Origin of the sequence: Dyadobacter chenhuakuii (assembly GCF_023821985.2) — a bacterium.
In the GTDB taxonomy this organism is placed as follows: Bacteria; Bacteroidota; Bacteroidia; order Cytophagales; family Spirosomataceae; genus Dyadobacter; species Dyadobacter chenhuakuii.
Window position 1 is genome coordinate 3,979,554 of the sequence record NZ_CP098805.1, and the last position, 23,811, is coordinate 4,003,364.

A 23,811-nucleotide genomic window follows, 5' to 3' on the forward strand; every position below is an offset into this window, starting at 1 on the left:
CAATGATTGTTATGAATAGGAAAGAAAATTTGAAAGCAACCTTACCCTTGTCCTGCTTCTGAATTTCGTGTCCATAGCTCCGTTAAAAATCCTTCATCGATTTTTGAATGTCGTTCATCGATTATAAAAAGAACAGCGGCAGGTGCGCAGATACCTTTCGGGAAAATCGGTCAGGTCGAGACTGGTTTTAATTCAACCCCAAAACTGTTCTGCAAATGCGACGCTCAGGTTTGTTACTGATTTGCCTCTGTTTCTGCTCCTGCTCCCTTCTGCGGGCGCAGGATGGCGCGCCTAAAAACAAGCAGGTTCAGCTTTCGGGAGGGCTTAATGCTTATGCTGGCCTGTACACGTCCAGCGGCATCGCCGGGCGCAACCAACCCAATCCGTTTGGACTGAGCGGGGCCGTTACATTAACCCTTCCCGGCGGCATTTCTTTGCCATTTTCTGCTGTGCTGGGCAACCAGGGCGCCAGTTTCCGTCAGCCGTTCAACCAGTTCGGCGTGAGCCCCACATACAAATGGGCCACTGCGCATGCAGGTTACCGCAATGTATCTTTCTCGCCATTCACGCTTGCAGGTCATACATTTCTGGGCGGAGGCATTGAGCTGAATCCCGGAATGCTGCGGATAGGTGCTGTTTATGGCCGTTTCAACAAAGCCATTTCCTCCACACTTTCCGATCCTAATGTTATCCCGTCTTTCAAACGCACGGGTTATGCGGTGAAAGTAGGTTATGGCAAGCCCAACAATTACGTGGACCTGGTTATGCTCCGGGCCCGTGATGATACCAACTCCATCGACCGGGTGCAGATGTCTCCCGAGAAATACACCACCCCAGCCGAAAACATGGTTATCGGTCTCACTTCACGACTGCTTTTGATCAAACACATCCTGGTTGAAGCAGACCTTGCGGCGAGTTCCTATACGCGGGACCTTTCTGCATCTGAGGTGGGGGCCGAGGGTAAAAATCCGATGTTCCGGCTCGTAGGCAAGCTGATCACGCCGAGGCTTTCCACCCAGCTAACCCAGGCCACGCAGGCGGCATTGGGTTACCAAAGCAAATGGGGGTCTGTCAAATTTCAGTACAAACGCATTGATCCTAATTTCCAGACCATGGGCGCCTATTATTTTCAGAGTGATATTCAGAGCTATACGGGCAATGTCACATTGAATTTACTCAAAGGAAAAGCGCGGTTAGCTGGCAGTTACGGAAAGCAGTTTGATAATCTGGCCCAAAATAAAAACGCGCGCACAGGCCGCTCCATAGGTTCCATGATGGTTTCTTTAAACCCCGACCCTACCCTCGGATTCGACGTTTCGCTCTCCAATTACGGGCTGAGCCAGCGCGCGGGAATCCGGCCATTGATCGATACGCTCCGCATTGCCCAAAACAATTTATCAGCAACTGCTAACGTGCGTTATTCCATTTTTGACAAAGATTTTTCCCACATTTTCACCCTTACCGGCTCACATCAGCAACTGTCCGACCTGAATGATAACACGTCCGTACAAACCGAAAATAACAGTCAGAATGCTAACCTGGGCTATTTTCTGCAAGCCAGTCAAAGTGGGTTCGGAGCGAACTTAATGCTCTCCTACACGCAGACGAGCCTTCCGCAAACCTTGCCCGGGACCACGGATCAGAAAGTAAAATTCTACGGCCCTACACTGGGGACGAATTATAGTTTTTTAAAAAAGAAACTGAACACTTCACTCAACTTCTCCTATCTGTTCAATAAGCAGTTTGGGGAAACAGGAAAAGTGTTAACAGCCTCCTTGAATGCGGGTTACCAGCTTGCAAAAAGGCAAAGCCTGAACATTATGTTCAATTATCTCAATTCGAACACGGGCATTCAAACAGAAAAATTCAACGAACTCAGAGGAAATATCGGCTATGGAATTTCATTCTAAAAAATATAGCGCTTTCACAAAACGGAGCATTGGCTTCGGGATGATGCTATTTCTGTGTCTGGGATTTTATGCGGGTTTTGCCCAAAATCAAATCCGCATCACCACCAATGTTTTGCCGCCTTACAGTCCTTATATCCAGGATTATCCCGGCACTGGCAACCGCGTTCAGGTATTTATTTCCAATCTTTCGGGCCGGGCATTGTCGGTGCGGCTTTTGGGCAAACTGGAAGGCGATAATGGTGTCGTCATTCGTACTTCGCAGCATTACCGTCCGTTGCGCCCGTTGGAATTGCGGCCAACGGATGTGAACAGAATGATTACGCGGGCTGAACTGGAAGGGCTTTTTGAGCTGAACCAAATTGAAGTCGAAGGGTTGAATAAAGACCAGCTTTACCGCGGCTTACCCCTTCCCGAAGGCAACTATCAATTGTGCGTCCAGGCATTTGATAATGCCACCACCCGCCCGTTATCCGCCGAATTCCCCATGGGCTGCAGCGGATTAATCCCTGTCCGCATCATTGAGCCGCCTATCCTGATCTCGCCAATGGCCGATGAGGAAATCGCCGTCAAAATACCGCAAACTCAGCTTTTCACCTGGTCGGCGCCTGTGGGCATATTGCCTAATCAGGTCGAATACAGCATCCGGATCGTGGAGCTGCCCGAAACCAATGTTGATCCTAACGTATATATAGATGCGATGGTGTTGCCAAGGTCCGGCGTGGAAGTGAACAATCTCCGAACAACGACATTTTTATACGGCCCGCAGCAGCCACCTTTGCAAAAAGGAAAACGTTACGCATGGCGCGTACAAGCGAAGCCCATCGGACAAAGGCTCAATTTCCTGAACGACGGAAAGAGCCCTGTTCAATCATTCATATATGGCCAGCAAATGCCGCTTGGGGTTGATCTGGAATACATTACAATCACAAGCCCGGCAGCAAAACGCAATGCAAGCATCGAAGTAGGCAGTAACAATCCGTTCCTGGTAACCTGGAAGCTGGATGAAGAATTTGAAAAAACATTACGAAAAGCATTTGAGGCCCAACCAAAAAAATCCATTGTAGAGCAGTTTGCCGAACTCAGTTATCGCGTAGTGATCAAAACGGACGAGAAAAGAGGCCAAGGCACAGTGGTGCTCGACCGGCTTGTCCGGGGAGAGCAGCTTAGCCTCGAAAAATCGGAATTGCCTGCAAACATGCCGACCGGGCAAAATTATGAGGTCCGGATCGAGTTACAGGGGATGTCGGAAGCGAGAAGAAACCGCGCGCAGCTGGGCGAAGCGCTTTTAGTCTCAAAACCAAGATCTTTTACACTGATTGAAAGAAACAAAGGAAATGAGGCAGATAGCCTGACGATCCGGGGCGTGCTGGCTTATCGTTTCCCGGGCGAAAGCGGCACACCGCACATCCTTCCGAACACGCAGGTTGTTCTTATGAAAATTTTCCCGAACAGGTTCCGGGCAACAGTTGCTTATGGCAAATCCGACGCTTCGGGTAACTATACCATTAAAATTCTGAAAACCTCAATTCAGGCGCTGGGCGATTCGACGGTTTACACCCGTTTTATGGTTGATCCGGTGAATCCGTTTATCCAGCGCCTGGCCGAGCCGGGCTACTACCAAACCAAGGATGACAACACTTTCCAGGTGTCCAGCGCCGAGCAAAAAGGCTATGAGGTTCAGAACATTACCTGGCTGGCGGCCGGCTATAACCTGGACGTAACAGCCAAGATTTCATATAAAAACTGGCCAGGCATTCCCGGCATCAACCTGGAAGGAAAACACCTCGTCATTTACCGGAAACCAGGCATTGCCAAAGATTTTGACAAATACAGGCTTCCGTTTGAAGGTTCAGTAAACCAATCGTCCGGGCCCGTAACTGCAACTGTGCAAGCCGGAATAAACAGCGGTTACCAGCCCGTTGGCGGCGTCGGTAATAAGGTAAATGTGAATGTAAATCCCTCGTCGGATGGGCCAGGCAGTTCCGGAAGCGGCAAATCCGGTGAAGCTGCGCTGCGTATGCAGGTGATCGCAGAGCTCGAAAAAAAGGGTTATCAGTTCATCAGCATGGTGGCCTTGAACAAGAAGGATACTGAATACGGCGCGATGATCAATAACCTTGTTTATGGCGGCGTATCCTACGATGCCTACCAGATCTACTGCCCGGATTGCGGACTTGCGCCCGATGACGCCGACCCAATTATCAAGACAAAACCTTCCGAAAAGCTGCCTGAAACGCCCGCACGCATTGAAAAATACACCTATAACATTCAAACCGACGAAGCTCCTACCATGACTTTTACCGGAAAGCTCACATACAAGTTTGCTGACGCGGGTAAGGAAGGTGCGCAAGTGAAAGCATTGCCCAACACGCAGGTGCGTTTGCAAGTGGTTTACAAAGCAGCCGGTTCAGATAAAACCACATTCGGCACCAGCTACGGCAATTATGCCGAGTTTTCGGAATTCCATCATGATTTCAGCCAGACTCTCGATACCAAAGTAACGGGCTCCGACGGCTCTTTTACATTCACTGTAAAGATGACCAAACCTATGGAACTGGGAATGCTTCCGCCTACCAAAGAAACTGGCCAGGGAGAATTCAAGATGCCGTCCGTAGCCTACATCCGCGGCATCCGCGTCGTGGTGGACAATCCCTATTATGCAAGCCCGACCGAAACATTCGGCATTCAACAAGACCAGGTGATGAAACCGCAGGGGTCCTATGATTTCGGGCCGGTAACAGCAGTGGCCAGAAGCTATACGCTTATTACGCAATCCAAATCGGACACAACCGGAATTTCTTTGGTGAATGAACAAAAGGCCGGGATCAGAAACGACCTTTCCGGGATAAGGGTGTCTGTGCTGCGCCGGATCAAAAGCAAGGACAAACCCACAGGTCCTGACCGCAGACCGCCCGCAGACGAAGGCGTTGGTGCAAAACAGACCATGACATTCCATATGAAACAATTCACCGTGATTTCGACCGCAGAAACGGACGCTAGCGGAATTGCTAAATTCCCAAGAATGGTTATGGCCAATGGTGAGGACGATGCGTATTACCTTTCAACCGAATCATCAGTGGACGGTTTGAATAACTATAAGCTTGTTTCGCTCAAACGGATCACCGTCAGCGAAACCTGGGGGTCAACATTCTCGCCGTATGCAACGCAGGAGGAAATACAGCGTTCGGAACAGGCACAAAAAACACAGTACGACGCCTCTAAAATTGATTGCAAAACAGTTTGGGAGCTATTCCACCTGGACAACCCCAATTTCCCCACAGTCTGGACCCCTTCTGGCACTTTCAGTAATGAAGAGTATGAAAAAAAGGTTGTGACACAGCATGCACCTGACTACCGCTGGGCAAGTCATTTGGTTGACTGCAAAACGGTGAATAATTACTGGCTTGGCGAGAAATTGCATGACGTGAAAGTGAACCAAAAGGTAATGATCCCGCAGTCAGCCTTGTATGAGCCGGTCTTCGCAGATCAATATAAAACATTTGAATCGGACCCTGTCATCCGTCACCTGAAACCAGGCAATCCAACTGTGAATGTGCGGGTTGTAGATAAATCAAATCCAACACAGGGCATCAAAAATGCGATAGTTACCCTCAATTATATTCCAAACGAATCGCCTGCCGGCCAGATCACAAGCCTGATGATGATAACGGATGATGAAGGCTGGATTTTGCAACCATTCCAACTCAAACCCGGCACCAAAACAACTGTACGCATTAAGGCGGAGGGCTATGTCTATGTTTCCTGGATGAACCAGGCCAAGAATGAAGGCCATATCAATATCGGCGACGTGTTATTAGGCCAGAACAGTTACTACGACCGCGTTTTAATGGAGCCTAACACGGTCATCACCGGTAGGGCGATAGACATTGATGCCATTCAGAAATCGACTGTTGACGTGTCCGGCAATAATGCAACTATGGATGTGAAAGATGCTGCCACCAAAACAACAACACCAAAAACGACAGTTGGTAAAAATGCAGCAAGCGGCAATGTTAGTTCCGTACCGGTACAAACGCAGCCTTACAATCAAATGGTCGTCAGCTCGGAACCGTCGCTTGAAGCCTATGCCCAGGCCGACGATGGCAATATGGTGAAGACCAAATTTGAGAACGGGACCTGGAAATATGCCCTTAAAACACCTTCTACGGCATCCCAGCTTAAAATTTTCCCTGTCAACATCAGCTATTTTGGTGAAGAAAGAAACATTAAAACGCAACTTCCAAAACCTGTCTTACAAGCAAACAGGTATACCATCGATGTGGGCGACATTAATATTTACGAACGGGACCACCGCATTATATTCAAATTGCAAGATGAAATAACCAAAAAGGGAGTTCCCAATGCATATGTGCGGCTTTTTGGCAAGAAATCGAAAGGTTTTGAGTTTGGGGCAAGTGAAACCGATGGCATCGTGGAAACGCGCTTCAAGAATGTTTCCATTGACAACCTGTATGTCGAAATCGCGGCGCCGGGTTATGTGACCAGGACAGTAGCTGTGAATAATAGTGAAACGAAAACAGCCGAAACCAAAGTCGTAGTGCTTCAACCGGCCAGGACGGTCAAAGGAGTTGTAGTAGTCAACACGGGAAAAGGAACAGAAATCCCGCTCGAAGGAGCCGAAGTGTATGTGGCTTCTGGTGGCAATGCGCCCGTGAAATACAGCGCGGTAACGGGCAAGGATGGCTCTTTTTCAATGGATGTAGCCAAAACCCTGGATGGCAGCACGATCAATATTGAGGCCATTTTTGACCCGAAAAATGTTTCCAATCCACCATTGCCTGCGGGCACTACATACGTGGGAGCGGGCAGCAAATTGCTTATGCCGCAGCAATCCGGCCAATCATTAAAATTGACATTAACGGCTTTTGATAAATTCAAAATCGCGTCGCTATGGGGCTTTCCAGTCACTATCGAAAAAATAGACCCGAAAACGATGGGGGTTACGGGCGAAATCGACTTGTCGGACAGCGGATTAGGGCCATTCGCGATTGTAGATAAGAGTATAAGGGTGCGTTTTGAGAATGTGGCTTTCAAAGCAGATCTCCAGAATCCGGGTTTCGGCATTCCGGTTGAAGAATCCGTAGCACTTGAAACGAATGTTCTGAATAACCTCCTTTACCACGCTACCCCGGAAGTTGACATTAAAAAGACCAGGTATAACATCAAACTTTCCTCCCCGGAAGGGCTGCTTTTCAAACTCAAAATTGTAAGAACGCCCGGCACTTCCACCGGCAAGATCATGGCCAAAGCGCAGGTGCTCGATAACTCGTTCAACTTTTCGTCCAACCTGCTGTATTACGACAAAGGCCAGTTCTTCCTGTACGACCCCGAGGTTTCCGGGCAGCCAGCGAATAAACCAATGGTTACCGCATTCGACGCGGCAAAAAGCAACATTAAGTGGACCAATTTTGGGATTTGCCAGGCAAATGGTAAACCCATGACATTGAGGCTGCTTGACTTCGAAGCGGTCAGCAAGTTGGAAGGCTCGCGGCTGATCGGCGATGAAATCCATCTCAATCCTGTTATGACCTGTCCCCTGAAAAACGCCCAGCCGGAAAAACTGGAAGTAACGATCGGTGACCTGGTTTTGAAGAACAACACCGTAGATGTAAAAACGGGAGAAACGCCACTCACCTTCCCGCTGGCCGGCAAATGGAGCGTAGAAATCCGCGACTGGAAGCTCGATTATAAGAAGGGTGGTTTTTATTCCAAATCAGGCGTTGTAAAAACAGGGAAAGTGGATATCCCTATTACCGAATTTAACCTGCGCAACGATTTTTATCAGCTGATTGTAAATCCAAACGGTACTTTCGACCTGGCCGGCGTGGCAAAAATGAACCTGAAAGGCGAGCCGCATTTTGCATTCGATCCGCAAACCGGATCGGATATGAAAGGGCACTGGGCTATGGTAGTTGTTCCCAAAGACGGCCTGCCTGCCGCGGAGCTTCCTGCCAATGCGGTTCCCGGCCTCTCGAAGAAAATGGATTTTGAAACATTATCACTCCTGGATAATGGCGAAGACGTGGTGTCATTTGGCTCGGGCAGCAAATCGTTCCGGTTTTTCAACATCATTGACGTGCGCCCAACCACCATTGAAACCGGCACCGATTACTTTGCATTTGATGCGGGGATGTCCACTGCCATCCCCAATGGGCCGCAGGATGTTTCAATGCGATTTGTTTATTCCAAACCACAGGGCACTGTGAAGCTCAAAACCGTTGTCCCGGGCGGATACAAGCTGCAAACCAAAGGTTATCTCAATTTCGAGGCCGGCCAGCATGTTGCTGCGGACAAAAGCCAGTCCACCGCTATCTTCTTCGGCGAAGGTGTGATAGCCATGCGGGGTAAGATTGAGGAACCGGATAAGCTGAAACTGGATAATGTTCTTTTGGTACACAACAAAAATGAAACGCACATTACCCACGGCCGCAATGTGGACCTGACCAATCCTGCCACATTGGCCAAATGGAACGACAACCTTTCAGACCTCACAGATCCGGCAAAAGATGAAGTGAATTATAATGAAGGCGGTGATTTCAAAAGGCTTAGCGTCGGACTTGGCGGCAATGGTCTTAGTAAAGTGTTTGTACACCAATCTGTAACCAATAAGCAATGGGAGCTGCTCAAATTCTCCGGGTTACCACAGGGTTTTTCCAAAATGCTGGGCGAAGAAGAGAAAAACCGGCTTGCGTTTACTGCCTACGGTGAGATCAAAGCCGAAGGCCAGAAGATTAAGCTCGATGGCATTGATACGGGCCTCGGCGGGCTGAGCCTGGTATATGATCACGAGAAAAAACGGCTAACCGGCTCAATGCAGCTTTCAAACATCCCGGTGCCGCCAACAATGACTTTCATGAATGGGATGGCGCAAGTAAGGTTGGACGGTAACGGATTTTACGTGGTGGCAACCGGAGAATTGCAGAATGTGCCGCTCATTGTGCCGGTAACCATGCGTGCCGGGTTAATGCTGGGCGTGTACAACAGCAATGATCTCGGCGAAGCGCAGCAGGTGCTTTTCACAAACAGCCACCGCAAAGCATTACCATGCTCGTTCAACGGTTTCAAAGGAATTTACGCCATCGGCGAAGTGCCCGTTCCTTTGATCAAATCCTTTAATTACGAGCTTTCATTGCCAGGCGTGGGCGGATATAAAGTGGGAATGGACGCCTTCGTGGACGGTTATGTGTTCAGTAATTACAGCGATGGCGCATTCACAACAGGCACAGGACTGGGCATTGGCGCACATGCTTATGCGTATGGAAGCATACTTTCGCTGAGCGCAGGCGGTGAAATCCACGTCAATGGCGGTGTGGACGGCACATTAACCCTCGACCCGGGAGCGAAGAGCGTTACAGTTGATATGAATTCCAGAATCGGGGCCGGATTTTCGGTGACGCTGACAGAAGGCCTGACCGGCGGTACTACCGGAACATCCGCTGATTTCTGTCTTACATTGGCCGGCAAAGCTCAATATAAAATCGGAAGCAGTCCCGATCTCTCCATCACACCCGGCTGCATGTTTACAGCATGCACAGGCGGTTGCACAGTAACAGAACAATAATCAAAATGCTGATATGAAAAATCTACTATATAGAGCGCTGATCCTCGTTTGTTTTTACCCGGCTGCCTTGCATGCGCAAAAGCCGCAGGCTACTGCCGGTCCGTATGGGGTGTTTATCCGGATTGACAAATTGTTACACGGCCCGCAATATGTGGTGGAGCGGCTGGAAACCGGGAAAGTAACCGCCAAACCCGATTGGCAACCCGTATGCACTACCGAAAAAGGCCCTACGAGCGCAAGGGACCTTATCGCCCGGCTGACATTGCTTTCAACCAAAAACCCCATGTACGAGATCCCAAACGATTCGCTTACCGCTTTGCTATATACGCGCTATCGCAATGCTGCACACGCGGATTCTCTGGGTGCATATGGCGAAAATCCGCAATATCTGGAAGCATTAGGGCTCGGTTTCCTGGATACGGATGTAATGCAGGGCAAGCGTTATGATTATCGGGTCCGCGCATTGGAATCGCGGGTAGGGGTTTTTCATAACCCGGGAACAGTTTCAGTGCCTGGTTCAAAATTCGCTACAACTGCCACGGCTGTAAATCAAAATGCGAACGGGCAGGTTGTTAACATTCAATATCTACTTAAAAAACCCAATCCTTACATTGCCGGCGCGCGCGTTCTGCGGGCCACTTACGGGCAGACCGACTTTGCAGAATGCGGTGCGGAATGGGGTTTTAGAAAAGGAAAAAAAGATTCGCTTTTCCTCATTGTCACTGATCCGAATGTGCGGCGCAAGATGCTTTATTCTTATGTCGTTTATCTCAAAGATTTTCTGGGAAATGAGAGCAACGCGTCGGACACCATTACCATTGCCAATCTTCGCCCCCAGGAGGAAATCCCTGTTATTCACCACATTAACGCAGTTTCACAAGAAGCTGAAAATGCAATTGCCATTTCCTGGAAGCTTTCTTCGACCAAGGATCTTCGTTCGGTTGAGATCTGGCGCAGCGAAAAATTTGATGCAGGTTTTCAAAAAATCGGCTTAGCAACCCCAACGGATACGGTTTACTACGACAATCGTGTGGAGCCGGTGCAGGGATATTATTACCAGATCCGGCTAAACGGCACTTACGACATTTCCGGCGAATCGGTGAAAGTTTCCGGAATGCTGAAAGCGAGTCGGCCAGCATTGGTTTCCCCCACGCATTTTCAGCTGAAAGAATCCAGAGACACGCTTACTTTTCGCTGGCAACCGGCTGATTTTGATACACATGGCTATTACATTTATTTCGCCGCCGGTCAAACGGACTCCCTGCAACGCTATTCCGACATTATCCTGGCTGGTAAGGAGTTAAAATATCAGGTTCCGGTCAAAAAGCTGGCTTTGGGCACAGGTTACCGGTGGGCAGTTGTGGCTGTAAATACAAGCTACAATATGGGACCGATGAGTGAGATCCTTTATTCGCAACCGCGGTTTCCCGAGCGGCTGGCAACGCCGATCAACCCTGAAATGATTCCCCAGAATGACCGCGCATTGCTGGTTTGGGAGAATATGAGATCCATTGACCCCTACATTTTAGGTTATATCATTGAAAGAAAGGCGGCTAATGAAAAAGCATTCAAAGCGATTTACCGGCAAAAGGATGAAGATAACAACCGGAACAATTTCGCGGACAGCACCGTGAAACAAGGCGTCCGGTACACCTATCGCATTAAGGCTTATGGTTTGAATGAAAAATTCAGCGGCCCCAGCACCGAAATCGACTATTACAAACCACTGGACGCCGTGCTGCCCGTCCACGGACTGAATGTGCTTTCGACTGATAAAGGCGTGCTGGTAAGCTGGGATGCGCCTTTGAAAAACCCTGAGAAATTTTTGATATACCGCTTTACGGAAAAAACCGAAAAGCCCAGGCTGGTTGCATCCACATCAGGGACACAAAATGCATTCATCGACCGGGAAGCAGCGCCTGGCGTAGGCTACTATTACCATATAGTGGCCGTAGAAGACGATAACCGCGAAAGTGCCGCAACCGATCCGGTAAAAGTTGATTGGAAATAAAACTGGCTACATCTGGCTTCCTGAACAATGAAAAATCGAACATTCCGTCATACTTTTTTACTGCTCCTGGTTTGCATCGGCACTGTGCTGCTTTTCCCGAAAACCAGCCTTGCACAGCGCGCCATGTTACGGGCCAATGTGGTTTCGTACCAGCAAGTGGACCTGTCCTGGGACCGGCTTCCTTCTTCGGTGGAAGTGTTTGTGGTTGAGCGCAAAGAAGACGGTTTTGGCCAGCGTTTTACTGCGATTTCGGGTAATTTATCTGGCACCACATTTTCGTATCAGGACAAAACCGTGCAGGAAAACCGGACCTACATTTACCGGGTAACGGCCTCTTGCGACAAATCCTGCGGCGGTGAGCTGAATGAAGTCCGTGTTACCACACCTCTGGCCCCGCCTGCAAATCCCAGCAACCTGGAAGCATTTTACATTTCCGGCCGCGGCATGGCCATAACCTGGGTGGGAAACAACAGCGATGGCACTACTTTCCTGCTGGAACGTTCGGAAAACGGCGGTGGATTCAATTTACTTACACGAGTTCCATACAGCAGGTCGCTCAGCTATAATGACGGAACGACAACCGTGGGCAATAATTATTGTTATCGGGTAAAAGCGGTCAATGCAGGAGGAGAATCAGGTTACTCGAATGAAAGCTGCGTGAGCCGCGCGCTTCCCAAACCAGCAGCGCCGTCGGGCCTTTCCGCAACGGCTGTCAGTTCCAGCCAGATCGATCTCACGTGGTTGGATAATGCTGATAATGAGACAGGATTTGAGTTAGAGCGGTCTTCGGATGGAAATAATTTCAGCAAACTGGCAGACATACCAGCAAACGCGACAAGCTATTCCAACACAAGCCTTCCCACATTAACCAAATTTTGGTACAGGATTCTGGCCAAAAATGCGATCGGGAGTTCGGGATTTTCGAATGTAGCTGAAGCAACTACATTTGATGTTCCGCCCGGCGCTCCGACAAGTCTCACGGCCAAAACCATTAGCAGCAGCCAGATTAACCTTTCCTGGAAAGACCAGGCCACGAATGAAGCCAGGTTCGAACTGGAGCGCTCTACAGACGGCACCAACTTTTCCAAAATTGCGGACATTGAGGCAAATAAAACGACCTACGAAAATACGGGACTGCAACCGGCCACTAAATATTGGTATCGCGTGCGGTCGGTCAATGGTTCAGGGCCGTCGGGCTTTTCCAACATTGCCGACGCTACAACATTGGACGTTGCACCAAATGCGCCGGGAAGGCTCAGCGCCACAGCGGTAAGCCATGACCAGATCAATTTGGAATGGGAAGATGTCTCAGGCAATGAAACGGGTTTTCAGATCGACCGGTCAACCAACGGGACCACATTTACAAAAATCGCTGACCTCGCGGCCAATGTGAAAAGTTATCAGAATAAAGACCTGAGCTCTGAGACAAAGTACCATTACCGGATTCGGGCTGTGAATGCAATCGGCCCATCGGCATACAGCAACGTCGCAGATGCGACCACACGCAAAGCGCCAATTCCGGATAAGCCCAAAAACCTGACCGCGACGCCGGTGGACTATGATCTCGTACAGCTGAAATGGGCTACATTATCGTCCAATGCAACGACGGTGATCATCGAGCGTTCCCGCAAGCCGGACGCAGATTTCAAGCAGATCGGAAGCCAGGCGGCAAACACAACACAATTCCCCGATCGTGAGATTTTGGATGTGTACGACTATTATTATCGGATCAAAGCAGTAAACAGCGCGGGCGCATCACCGTATAGCGACGTTGTGAAAGTAGCTGCCAGTCAGATCATTACTGGCACAGAGCCGCAAGCGCAGGCCAACCTGATCTTTATATACGATAAAATCCTCCATATCACACTCGACCGCCCGTCAACAGGCCAGATGACATTGTACAACACTCGCGGCATGGCAGTGAAATCAGCGGCTTTGTCCCAAAACATGATCCTGGACCTCTCCCAGCTTCCAGCCGGCATTTACATTGCCGTCCTGAATGGTGAAAAGACATTGGTAAAACAAAAAGTACTTCTTTATTAAATCATGAAAAAGAACCTGTATCTGATAGCATTATTGCTGCTTGCTGCCTGTCAGCCCAAAAAAGTAGAGCCTGCCGACATTGGGCGGATCTGGAAAGCAACGTCCGTAAAGGAAAATGGCGTGGTGGTATTTACCGAAGGAAATACGGGCAGCGCCAAACCAGGCTACGCCCGCTTCCGCCTCGACCTGACCAGCAAGGAGCAAGTCCGCTTTACAGACGTCGACGGCCGCACATTATCTGGTCAATGGTCCCTTTCGCCTGACAACAACCGCCTCATCCTCGAAAACCTGTCTCCCCCACCCACCGGATCAGCCGGCAACATTGAATTTTACATTACCGACAAACCCACGCAGGAGAGGCTGTTGCTGAAACGGACGAATGAGAGCAGGAAGACGGGGAATACGGTGAATGAATATGAGCTTGTGCCGGAGTGAGTTTTGCGTATTAAAAATTCCAGCTTCTGAATGAATAAAATATCTACAATCCCCTCCTTACCAAAATAGTACAATTCGCTTGGAAGTGAACTTTGGGAAGAATACATTTGCAGCGTCATTTAAATTTTAAATAGTCTAAATAAGCAAATGAGAACCTTTCTACCAGTTTTATTATTTTTGCTCATAACATGCCTTTCCTACGGTCAGTCAGGTAAATTAAAGGGCGTTGTGCTGGACAACTCCAAAAAGAGCATCCCGGGTGTCACCGTTCTGATCAAAGACACGAAAATCGGGACGCAATCCGACAGCGACGGCGTCTTTGAATTATCCAATCTGAACGATGGAAACTATACTTTATCGATTTCATCTATTGGGTTTAAAACCAAAGAATTGCCAGTTACGATCGCGCAAAACGAAGTTGATCTGAATACCATCACATTGTATGAGGGCGACGAAATATTGCGGGAAGTGCTCGTGCAAGGTGAAAGTGAAAACAAATTTTCAAGAAATCAGACGGCCTATGTTGCCAAATTGCCGTTGCGCGATTTCGAAAACACGCAGGTTTACAGCACCATCACCAACTACCTGCTTAAATCACAGATCGTTACAAACTTTGACGATGCATTGAAAAACGCAGCTGGAGTGGAAAACCTCTGGACGTCCACGGGCCGTGGCGGTGACGGAGCAGGATATTACTCGCTGCGCGGATTTTCGGTCCAGCCTAAACTGGTGAACGGCCTACCCGGACTAACCAACGGAACCATTAACCCGGCCAACATTGAGCGCATTGAGGTTTTGAAAGGACCTTCTGCTACGCTTTTTGGCAATGCGGTCAGTTCTTACGGCGGGCTTATTAATGTAGTAACCAAAAAGCCTTATGTAGGAACGGGCGGTGAGCTTTCATTCACAACCGGTTCTTTCGGACTGAACCAGGTAACGGGTGATTTTAATACAGCATTAAGCAAAGAAAAAGGCATTTATTTTAGATTAAACACCTCATATGCAACAGAGCGCAGCTTCCAGGACGCTGGTTTTCGGAAATCGTTCTTCGTAGCCCCTTCCCTGTCTTATAAGGTGAACAATAACCTGTCGTTTTCTTTCTATGGCGAGATTACACAGGCGGAACAAACGAACCCCATGTTCCTTTTCCTGAACCGCACCGCGCCTACGGAGTCCAAAAATATGAAGGAGCTGAATTATAACTACAAGCTCTCTTTCACGAGCAACGACCTGACATTGCAAAACCCAACGCAGAATTACAGGGTCGAAATGGATTACAAACTTTCGGACACATGGCAGTCGCAAACATTGATTTCCAAAAGCGCCACTTCTACGAAAGGCTATTATTCCTATTTGTTTGACTACGGCATATTGGGAAATGACACTTTCTCGCGCTTTCTGAACAAACAAAATGAATACACCGGAACATCCGATATCCAGCAAAATTTCATTGGCGATTTCAAGCTCGGCACATTGCGGAACCGGGTTGTGCTTGGGCTGGATTATTTCACAGCCACGGCCACAAGCAACGGCACGGGTTATGCATTTTACGGTAATGTAACGCCGGAAGGTGGTTCGAGCGGCGATGATCCGTTTACACCAAAAGTGGTCGAAACCACTGCTTACCCGCTTTCAACAGCTGCTGTGGATGCCGTGCTGGCGCGTCAGGGCGTGAGTAATGCAAAATCGAAATATAACATTTACAGCGCTTACGCGTCTGATGTGCTGAATCTGACCAATAACTTGTCTGTAATGGTAGGTCTGCGTCTGGATCATTTTGATAATCAAGGCGATATAGCAACGGGAGAAGACAATTACAATCAAACTACATTGTCTCCGAAATTGGGACTTTTGTTTGAGCCGGTTACGGATAAGGTCTCTATTTTTGCCAATTTCCAGAACGGCTTTACCAACGTGGCGCCTGCACTTGTGGGCAACCCGGAAGCCGGCCCGCAAACGATCAAGACTTTCAGACCTGAGCAGGCCAACCAGATTGAGTTTGGTATCAAGACGAACATTATCAGAAACAAGCTGAATGCAACGATCAGTTATTACGATATCCGTGTGAAAGACCAGGTGATGACAGACCCTACGTCGCCGTTCAACAAAATCCAGGATGGTGAAATTTACAGCAAAGGGTTTGAAATAGAAGTAAATGCTAACCCTGTGAGAGGCCTGAACGTGCGCGCCGGATATAGCAACAACGACAGCAAAACCACCAAAACGGACTATACCGACATTCTGGACAAGCGTCCACTGGGAGCCGGGCCAAAGACACTTTACAATTTCTGGGCTAATTACGAAGCTCCGGGCGGTAAGCTGAAAGGGTTTGGCCTTGGGCTGGGCTTCAACGGCGCTAGCGAGCGTTATGCGATAAACTATGTTTCGACAGGAGATTTCATGCTGCCCGCTTACACCGTTGCCAACGCCTCCCTCTTTTTCCAGGCAGAAAATTACCGCATAGGCCTCAAACTGAACAACGCTTTTAACAAAGAATACTACAAAGGATGGTCAACGATTGCCCCACAAACTCCGCGGGCCTTGCTGGCAAACTTTACTTATACTTTTTAAGGTTTGAATTAATATAAAAAAGCCTGCAAATCGATTGATTTGCAGGCTTTTCTTGTTTATAGTCCAAAATCAAAACATTATTTTTTTGCTTCCTTAACCGCCTTGATCGGGAAATCTCCGTATTGTGATGAGATCATTCCGGTGAGTGTATCGCCTTTTAGTGCCAAATTATATTTGAAAACACCCTGGTCAGATTCTGTCGAGAATGTGACTTTATCCGCGGCAACGGTCAATTCCTTCATTTCCTGCTTTTGCGTGTCACCTACGTAGCCAACCGTTTTGTTGTCTTTTTGCTCAAAAGTGAAAAATCCGGATTCGTATTCGGGCGGAACATCGCTGATCTGATATTTCCAGGTGCCCAATATATCGTCCGCCGTGACCGATTTCTGCGCTGCAATTGAGAAAATCCCAAGTGCGATAACCATCATGAAGTACAACTTTGTTTTCATCCTGACCAAAAGTTTAAAATTTGAAAACTAATATTTGGTCACCAATTAACACAATTCCGGATACAGTTCAAAATTTAGATCAGCTCAACATATCCATCCGTCCCATTCACCCGGATCCGCTGTCCATCCTTGATGAGCTTTGTTGCATTTTCTACGCCTACAACGGCTGGTAAGCCATATTCGCGTGCAATAACGGCTCCATGGGTCATTAACCCGCCTACTTCTGTGACGAGACCTTTGATGGAAACAAACAAGGGCGTCCAGCTCGGATCAGTGAAAGCGGTAATCAGAATGTCGCCATCTTCCAGCCCGGCGTCTTCCATGTTCAATATCACGCGCGCGCGACCTTCAACGATCCCGGACGAAACGGCCAGACCGGCAATGGTGCCATCAGGTAGATTTTCTTTTTTATAAGAACCGGTAATTACTTCACCATCAGACGTCATAACCCGCGGAGGCGTTAATTTTTCATAACTTTTAAATGCTTCCTTCCGTTGGTAGATAAGTCCGTTTTCCAGCTTTTTTGTCCTGACAACCTCACATAATTCGTCGAATGTGAGAAAATAAATCGCTTCCTTGTCAGCTATGACATTTGCCTGCACAAGCCGTTCAGCTTCCCTTAATAACGCTTGCTTATATACGAAGAAGCGGCTTACCATTCCATATTTTGGATATTCACGATAACCCGTAAAATTGCGGATCAGGTTGATCACCTGTTTGGCCTCCTTTGCTTTTGACTCACCATCAGGCAGTTGTCTTAGCCGGTTCAATAACTCCTTTTCTTTTTCCAATGCTTCCCGCCGCCCCTGCTCAAATTTTCTTTGACTGGCACCAGGTTCAAAATTTCTGATATTACCAAGAATAACCGGGATGAGCGTGGCGGGCTTTTCAATCCAGCGCGGACGCGTAATGTCAATTTCGCCGGCGCATCGTACACCGTATTTTTGTAGAAAAGTATGCATTGCGGTCTGGGCTTCTTTTCCACCTTCCAATTGGGCCAGATGGTCCAGAAAATGATCATTTTTCACATTCTGAAGATAATGGATGACTTCCGGAAAAGGGCGGATCACATCTGCAACGTCCAGTAATGCCAATCCCATTTCGGAAGTCACATTGTTGGGGACAGATTGAGTAAGTGTGTCTGCTGCATTTTTCTCACCCAGCCATTCATTCATTTTGTCATTAACCCACGCCAAGGCATTAAAAGTGGACATAATTGTCTTCGTACTCAGCGAATCAAACATGCTCTTCTTCCACTGTTGAATGTCCTGGCGGATGAAGTCAAGCAGATTAGAGCCTGATTTGGACTGGATATCCGCTTTCAGTGCGGCAAGCGATGTTTCGCTCTTGCTGATCAAATCCGTTATGACCTTTGGATCGTCGATGAACGGCGGAGTGGCAGGCGGCGGTGCGGGGTTGCTCATAACCGATTGTTCTTCCGGCAAAAATTCAATAAAATCTTCCCGGCCCAAAATATTCAGCAGCGCGTCTTTGATCAGCGGATCAGACTTTCCTAATGTCGTATTCAGGATAATATCCCGCATGGCCGGAGAAGCTAGGTTCGGCGCGACGTCCACGAATAATCTCCCGCCAGCGGTGCGCATTTTGGCAGGGGTTAGCAACAGGAAAACGGAAAGCCCCAGCGGCTTCATAGCATCCGTCATCATTTGCTGGTGGCCCACAGACACATAAACGGCCGGAAGGCCCTCAGCATGAACCGGATCGCTTGTCTGAGGAATGGGGAACAAAGTAGTAATCGGGCGGCTTTGAACAATATAAAACGTGTTACCAGACAGGCACCATTCGATATCCTGAGGAGCGCCGAAATGGGCTTCAATTTTTCTTCCGATGTCGGAAAGCTGTAAAACTTGCGCATCTGTCAGCGTTTGCATTTCCTGTTTTTTGGGATCAATCTTCTCTTCGTGCGTGCCGCCATTTGCTGATGCACGAATAGCCAGCTTCTTTCCTCCTATCTTCTTGTCGACGATAGCTTCGTTACGGACTTTATAATGATCCGCATTGACAATGCCCGAAACCAGCGCCTCGCCTAGGCCGAAGCTGGCATCGATGGATGTGACATTCCGGTTGCCATTAACTGGATCGGCAGTGAACAAAATGCCGGCCGCATCAGGAAAAACCATCTTCTGAACCACCACCGACAGCTGGACTTTGCGATGATCAAATGCGTTTTGAATGCGATAAATCACCGCACGATCCGTGAACAGGGAAGCCCAGCATTTGCTGATATATGCGAGAATAGCCTCCTTTCCTATGACATTCAGGTAAGTATCCTGCTGGCCTGCGAACGATGCCGTCGGCAGATCCTCCGCCGTGGCGCTGGAACGGACCGCATATGCATTGCTTTCACCCAAATGATTAAGATGAATGCCAATTTTCTCGCTGATCTCCTCCGGGATCGTTGTTGCTTCAATCAACCCTCGGATTTCCGCACTGATTGCACTGATCGCTTTTCGATCCTCAGCATGCAGCAGCGCCAGCCGATCAAGCAGCATATCGATATCCGGGCTGTTCGCAATAATTTCCTTAAAAGCATTGGTAGTCACGCAAAAACCATCCGGCACCTGCACGCCCGGAATCCGCAGCAACTCGCCCAGATTAGCACCTTTGCCACCGACCAAGTGCATGTGCGTTTTATCAATGTTCTTAAATTCTATTACGAATTGACTTTTATTTTCCATGGCTAATAGTAATGCATTATTGTTTGTTGAGCTGTTCCGTCGTTTCTTTTGCTATTTCTATCGCTTTGTTAAAATAGGCTTCAATGATTTTGCTGTCCGCATCGGAAAATGACGCCAGCATTTCCTCCGTTTTGCTCCTGAAATCCTTGTATAGCGGCGCAAGGAGCGCCATAATGTTTTCGGTGTTGGCTACAATGATCACTTTCCGCCTGTCTTCCGGCGCAAAGCGTCTCTTCACCAGATCTCTCTTTTCAAACCGGTCGATCAAACCGGTTACGGCGCCCGTGGTGAGACCCGTCAGGTTCGAAAGTTCACCCGCCGTCATTTCGCCTTTTTCGAGGAAAAATCCCAGATACTTATGATCCGTCCCGGCAAGTCCGGCCTTTCGGGCAACGGTTTCATGCATTTGCAGTGAAACATATGCGTATTGCTGGCCCAGTCGCCGGACCATCTTTACAGCCTCGTCATTCATACTTTATCTTGTTGAATAATTATCTTAGTCACAAAGATAATTATAGAAAAGTGAGACGTCCAAATTATCAGGTAAAAAATAAAGTCGATCCTTTTGCGTCACTAGCGCTGTTTCCCTCGTATTCCCTAGCAACATCGTTCAGGAAATTCTTGAAATGATTAAATTATTTTTTTGACATACCATAAAATGTAACCGAACGTTAACGAATTTTAACGCAATGCTAAGTATGCCCAAACCACTCTACCAGTTACTAATTTTTGTCTTCGTTTCTTTTCAGGCTTTTGCTCAGGAGCAGATTACCATCAGTGGTTTTGTGCGTGAAAAAGGAAGCCTGGAACTGTTGCCAGGTGTGAATGTGTACCTCGAAAATTCTACGGTCGGGACGGTTACCAACACCTACGGCTTCTATTCACTGACCATTCCGAAATCAGATTCCGTCAGGATTTCCTATTCCTTTGTAGGTTATGAAAGGCAGGAAGTGAGCGTTGAAAAGGTCGTTAGCCAGCAGATTGACATTGCATTATCAACAGCTAATCAGCTGAACGAAGTCATCATTTCGGGAAGGCGACAGGATGAAAAAGTTAGCGAATCGGTGCAGATGAGCCAGATTGAGATCCCCATTTCCCAAATCAAAAAAATCCCGGCGTTTTTTGGTGAAAAGGATGTGATACGCGTTTTGCAGCTTATGCCGGGCGTCCAAAAAGGGACCGAAGGACAAACGGGCTTATACGTCCGCGGCGGCGGGCCAGACCAGAATCTGATCATCCTCGACGACGCGGTTGTGTACAATGCAAGCCATCTTTTCGGCTTTTTCTCCGTTTTCAACAGCGACGCCCTCAAAAGTGTTGAACTCACAAAAGGTGGGTTTCCGGCGCGATATGGTGGCCGGCTTTCCTCGGTTGTTGAAATGAATATGAAGGAAGGAAGCAAAGAAAAACTCCACGGCGAAGGTGGCATTGGCCTTATCTCATCCCGGTTGACGCTGGAAGGGCCATTGGCTAAAAAGAAATCCTCTTTCCTGATTTCCGCACGACGTACATACATTGACGTGCTCGCTCAGCCACTGATCGCCCAACAGCAAGCGGGGTCGGATAGCAAGGTGAAGCCAGGCTATTTCTTTTACGACCTCAATGCGAAAGTCAATTACGATTTTGGGGCAAAGAACAAGCTGTATGTCAGTGGATATTTCGGGCGTGATAAATTCAACATCCGGGAAAAGAGCACCGATAGTGAAAACAGATCGGGGCTGAGCTGGGGGAATGCGACGGCGACATTGCGGTGGAATCATTTGATCAACCAAAAGCTGTTTGTAAATACTTCGCTGATTTACAGCCATTTCAATTTTAATATTTTTGCCAACGACAAGCGGTATGAAAAGGGCTTATTGCAGGATGAGTTTAGTTTGAAATACAACAGCCTGATCCGGGATTATAGCCTGAAAACGGATTTTGATTATTTCCTCAATGCAAAACACAGCGTAAAATTCGGGGCGCAGCTTACGTCGCATCGCTTTGTCCCTTCGGCCCTGGCGCTGGAAGGCGACTTTTCTGACGATGAGATTGACCTGCAAGCCAAACCCATCAACACCCTGGAAGCGGGCGCTTATGTGGAGGATACCTGGCAGCCCTTTACTGCATTAAAGGTGAACGGAGGTTTCAGATTGAGCTTTTTTCAAACAAAAACAAAGTTATATGTGCGACCGGAGCCCAGGATTTCCGCAGCATTGAAATTGGCAAAGGATTTTTCCGTCAAAGCCTCATTTGCCAAAATGAACCAATATGTGCATTTGCTGAGCAACACCGGACTAGGTTTGCCCACGGACCTTTGGGTTCCTACCACCGACCGGGTTGCGCCGCAACAGTCCAGCCAGGTTGCATTCGGCTTTGCAAAAGATCTTGAAAAGCCTGGCCTGGCGCTGACTTTGGAAGGTTACTATAAGAAAATGAACAACATTATCAGTTACAAGGAAGGCTCCTCATTTATCAGTCTGGACGGTGAAAATGCCAACGAACTCGACTGGGAAGATAACATTACCACGGGAAAAGGCTGGTCTTATGGCGCCGAGTTCATGGTGCAGAAGAAAACCGGAAAGCTCTCGGGCTGGGTAGGTTATACATTATCATGGACGCAGTGGAAATTTCCGGAGCTCAATTTTGGCAAAACATTCTATCCCCGCTACGACCGCCGCAACGACATTTCGGTGGTGGGAATTTACGAACTGAGCAAGCGCATTACATTATCGGCAACATGGGTTTACGGAACGGGCAATGCACTTACGATCCCGATCTCGAAGTTCTCTACGTATCCAAACCGCTTCGTCCCGAACCCCTGGGGATCACCTGCATATGGCGGGAATGTCACCAACGAATATGGAGACAAAAACGGCTTCCGGGCAGAGCCTTACCACCGTATGGATGTTGCGATCCAGTTTCACAAGAAGAAAAAGCGGCACGAACGCACCTGGGAATTTGGGCTTTACAATGCATACAACCGCAGAAATCCGTTTTTCTATAATATTGATAATAAAAAAGATCCAGGCAATCCTGACAGAAGGATCAATGTCCTGACACGCTATTCGCTGTTCCCGGTGCTGCCGTCTTTTAGTTATAATTTTAAATTCTGATCAAAAATGCGCGTTATAACGGCTTTACACATGAATAAGACCTTGCTTTTCCTCATGCTGATGTGCATCGGTTTGCTGTGCGGCTGTGAGAACCTTGTCAATGATCTGGATCAGGACAAGCTTCCGAAAGTAGAGGCTAAACTGGCTGTTTCCTGCTACATTTCTCCACAAAGCCCGCGGTTGGAAGCCATTATTACAGAGTCACAACCAATCTTCGGGCCTGCGTACTACAATCCCGTGATTGTTACCAACGCCGAAGTAATCCTGTCCGACGATGTAAATCAGGTCCGGCTGGTTTTCGATGATTCACTCCAGAACTACGTTGCGGACAGCAGTGCGTTTAAGGTCGTGGCGGGCAAGACCTATACATTGACTGTTAATGATGGAAAAAGGTTTGTGAAAGCGCAATGCACAGTGCCTTTTAACCGGGTTAAAGAAATGGAAGTATCCATTGACAAAGAATGGGCCGGATATGAAACCGATTCGACTGCATGGTTCTGGTTTTCGTGGGAAGATGTGAAAGGGGAAAGCAACTATTACGCACTTCGCGGTTCCTATACGCATGAAGAAACTATGCCCCGGCCCGACCCGAAAACAGGCAAGACCGAACCTTTTCGATATATTTTCAACACGGAAATGATTGCTTTTGAGAGAGGCGTTTACAATGATGTAAATCTCGACGGGATCAAGTTTATCAGCCCCAAAAACGGAGCTCATATCAGTTCAAACAGGACCGTTACCTATCTGGACGAAAAAGGTGCGGAAAAATCACTGGAAACAAAGCCCCTCATCAGGGACGTGAGAATAGAAGTAATGTGCATTGACGAGCATTATTACAAGTTCAGGCGCTCGTTGGAAAACAATAATGATAACCCGTTTGTAGAACCCACTTTGGTTTATACGAATGTGGAAGGTGGGCTGGGCTGTTTTGCATCGTTTAATGCAGTAGGAAAAACCATTAATCCCTGAACTGCTCCGCTATCAAAAGAAACGGTGACCAGATTTTTGTCTGGCCA

Annotated in this window: 11 protein-coding genes; 8 read left to right on the top strand and 3 right to left on the bottom strand. The window is 48.1% G+C overall.

Annotated features, from left to right (window positions below; genetic code table 11):
- Positions 1-215: 215 nt before the first annotated feature.
- The 6 genes from NFI80_RS16440 to NFI80_RS16465 all read left to right on the top strand — a co-directional run bounded on the left by NFI80_RS16440 (position 216) and on the right by NFI80_RS16465 (position 16,552).
- Positions 216-1,910 (top strand): hypothetical protein, encoded by a 1,695-nt coding sequence (locus NFI80_RS16440; RefSeq protein ID WP_235165260.1) that lies wholly within the window; start codon positions 216-218, stop codon positions 1,908-1,910.
- Complete coding sequence (locus tag NFI80_RS16445; protein ID WP_235165261.1) at positions 1,894-9,492, top strand: hypothetical protein; 7,599 nt, start codon at positions 1,894-1,896, stop codon at positions 9,490-9,492. The genes NFI80_RS16440 and NFI80_RS16445 overlap by 17 nt, the downstream gene beginning before the upstream one ends.
- Positions 9,493-9,505: 13 nt before the next feature.
- Positions 9,506-11,503: a fibronectin type III domain-containing protein gene (locus tag NFI80_RS16450; protein ID WP_235162014.1), complete on the top strand. Its 1,998-nt coding sequence runs from the start codon at positions 9,506-9,508 to the stop codon at positions 11,501-11,503.
- Between the two features lie 27 nt (positions 11,504-11,530).
- Positions 11,531-13,546, top strand: a complete 2,016-nt coding sequence (locus NFI80_RS16455) for a fibronectin type III domain-containing protein (RefSeq protein WP_235162015.1) — start codon at positions 11,531-11,533, stop codon at positions 13,544-13,546.
- Between the two features lie 3 nt (positions 13,547-13,549).
- Entirely contained in the window at positions 13,550-13,981 is a 432-nt protein-coding gene (locus NFI80_RS16460) for a hypothetical protein (RefSeq protein ID WP_235162016.1), read from the top strand.
- Between the two features lie 147 nt (positions 13,982-14,128).
- Positions 14,129-16,552: a TonB-dependent receptor gene (locus NFI80_RS16465; protein ID WP_235162017.1), complete on the top strand. Its 2,424-nt coding sequence runs from the start codon at positions 14,129-14,131 to the stop codon at positions 16,550-16,552.
- Between the two features lie 77 nt (positions 16,553-16,629).
- Here NFI80_RS16465 and NFI80_RS16470 read toward each other — a convergent pair whose 3' ends face one another.
- The 3 genes from NFI80_RS16470 to NFI80_RS16480 form a co-directional block, all read right to left on the bottom strand.
- Positions 16,630-17,001, bottom strand: coding sequence for a hypothetical protein (locus NFI80_RS16470; RefSeq protein ID WP_233794956.1), 372 nt, complete (start codon positions 16,999-17,001; stop codon positions 16,630-16,632).
- Positions 17,002-17,075: 74 nt separating this feature from the next.
- Positions 17,076-19,700 (bottom strand): phosphoenolpyruvate synthase, encoded by a 2,625-nt coding sequence (gene ppsA / locus NFI80_RS16475; protein ID WP_235165262.1) that lies wholly within the window; start codon positions 19,698-19,700, stop codon positions 17,076-17,078.
- 16 nt (positions 19,701-19,716) lie between these two features.
- A complete protein-coding gene (locus NFI80_RS16480; RefSeq protein ID WP_235161327.1) occupies positions 19,717-20,172 on the bottom strand; it encodes a MarR family winged helix-turn-helix transcriptional regulator in 456 nt (151 codons plus the stop codon).
- A gap of 226 nt (positions 20,173-20,398) precedes the next feature.
- On the opposite strand from NFI80_RS16480, the gene NFI80_RS16485 reads away from it, so the two are divergent.
- Positions 20,399-22,795: a TonB-dependent receptor gene (locus tag NFI80_RS16485; protein ID WP_235165263.1), complete on the top strand. Its 2,397-nt coding sequence runs from the start codon at positions 20,399-20,401 to the stop codon at positions 22,793-22,795.
- A gap of 30 nt (positions 22,796-22,825) precedes the next feature.
- The gene (locus tag NFI80_RS16490; protein WP_235161325.1) at positions 22,826-23,764 is read left to right on the top strand and encodes a DUF4249 domain-containing protein; all 939 of its coding nucleotides are present in this window, start codon (positions 22,826-22,828) and stop codon (positions 23,762-23,764) included.
- Positions 23,765-23,811 lie beyond the last annotated feature (47 nt).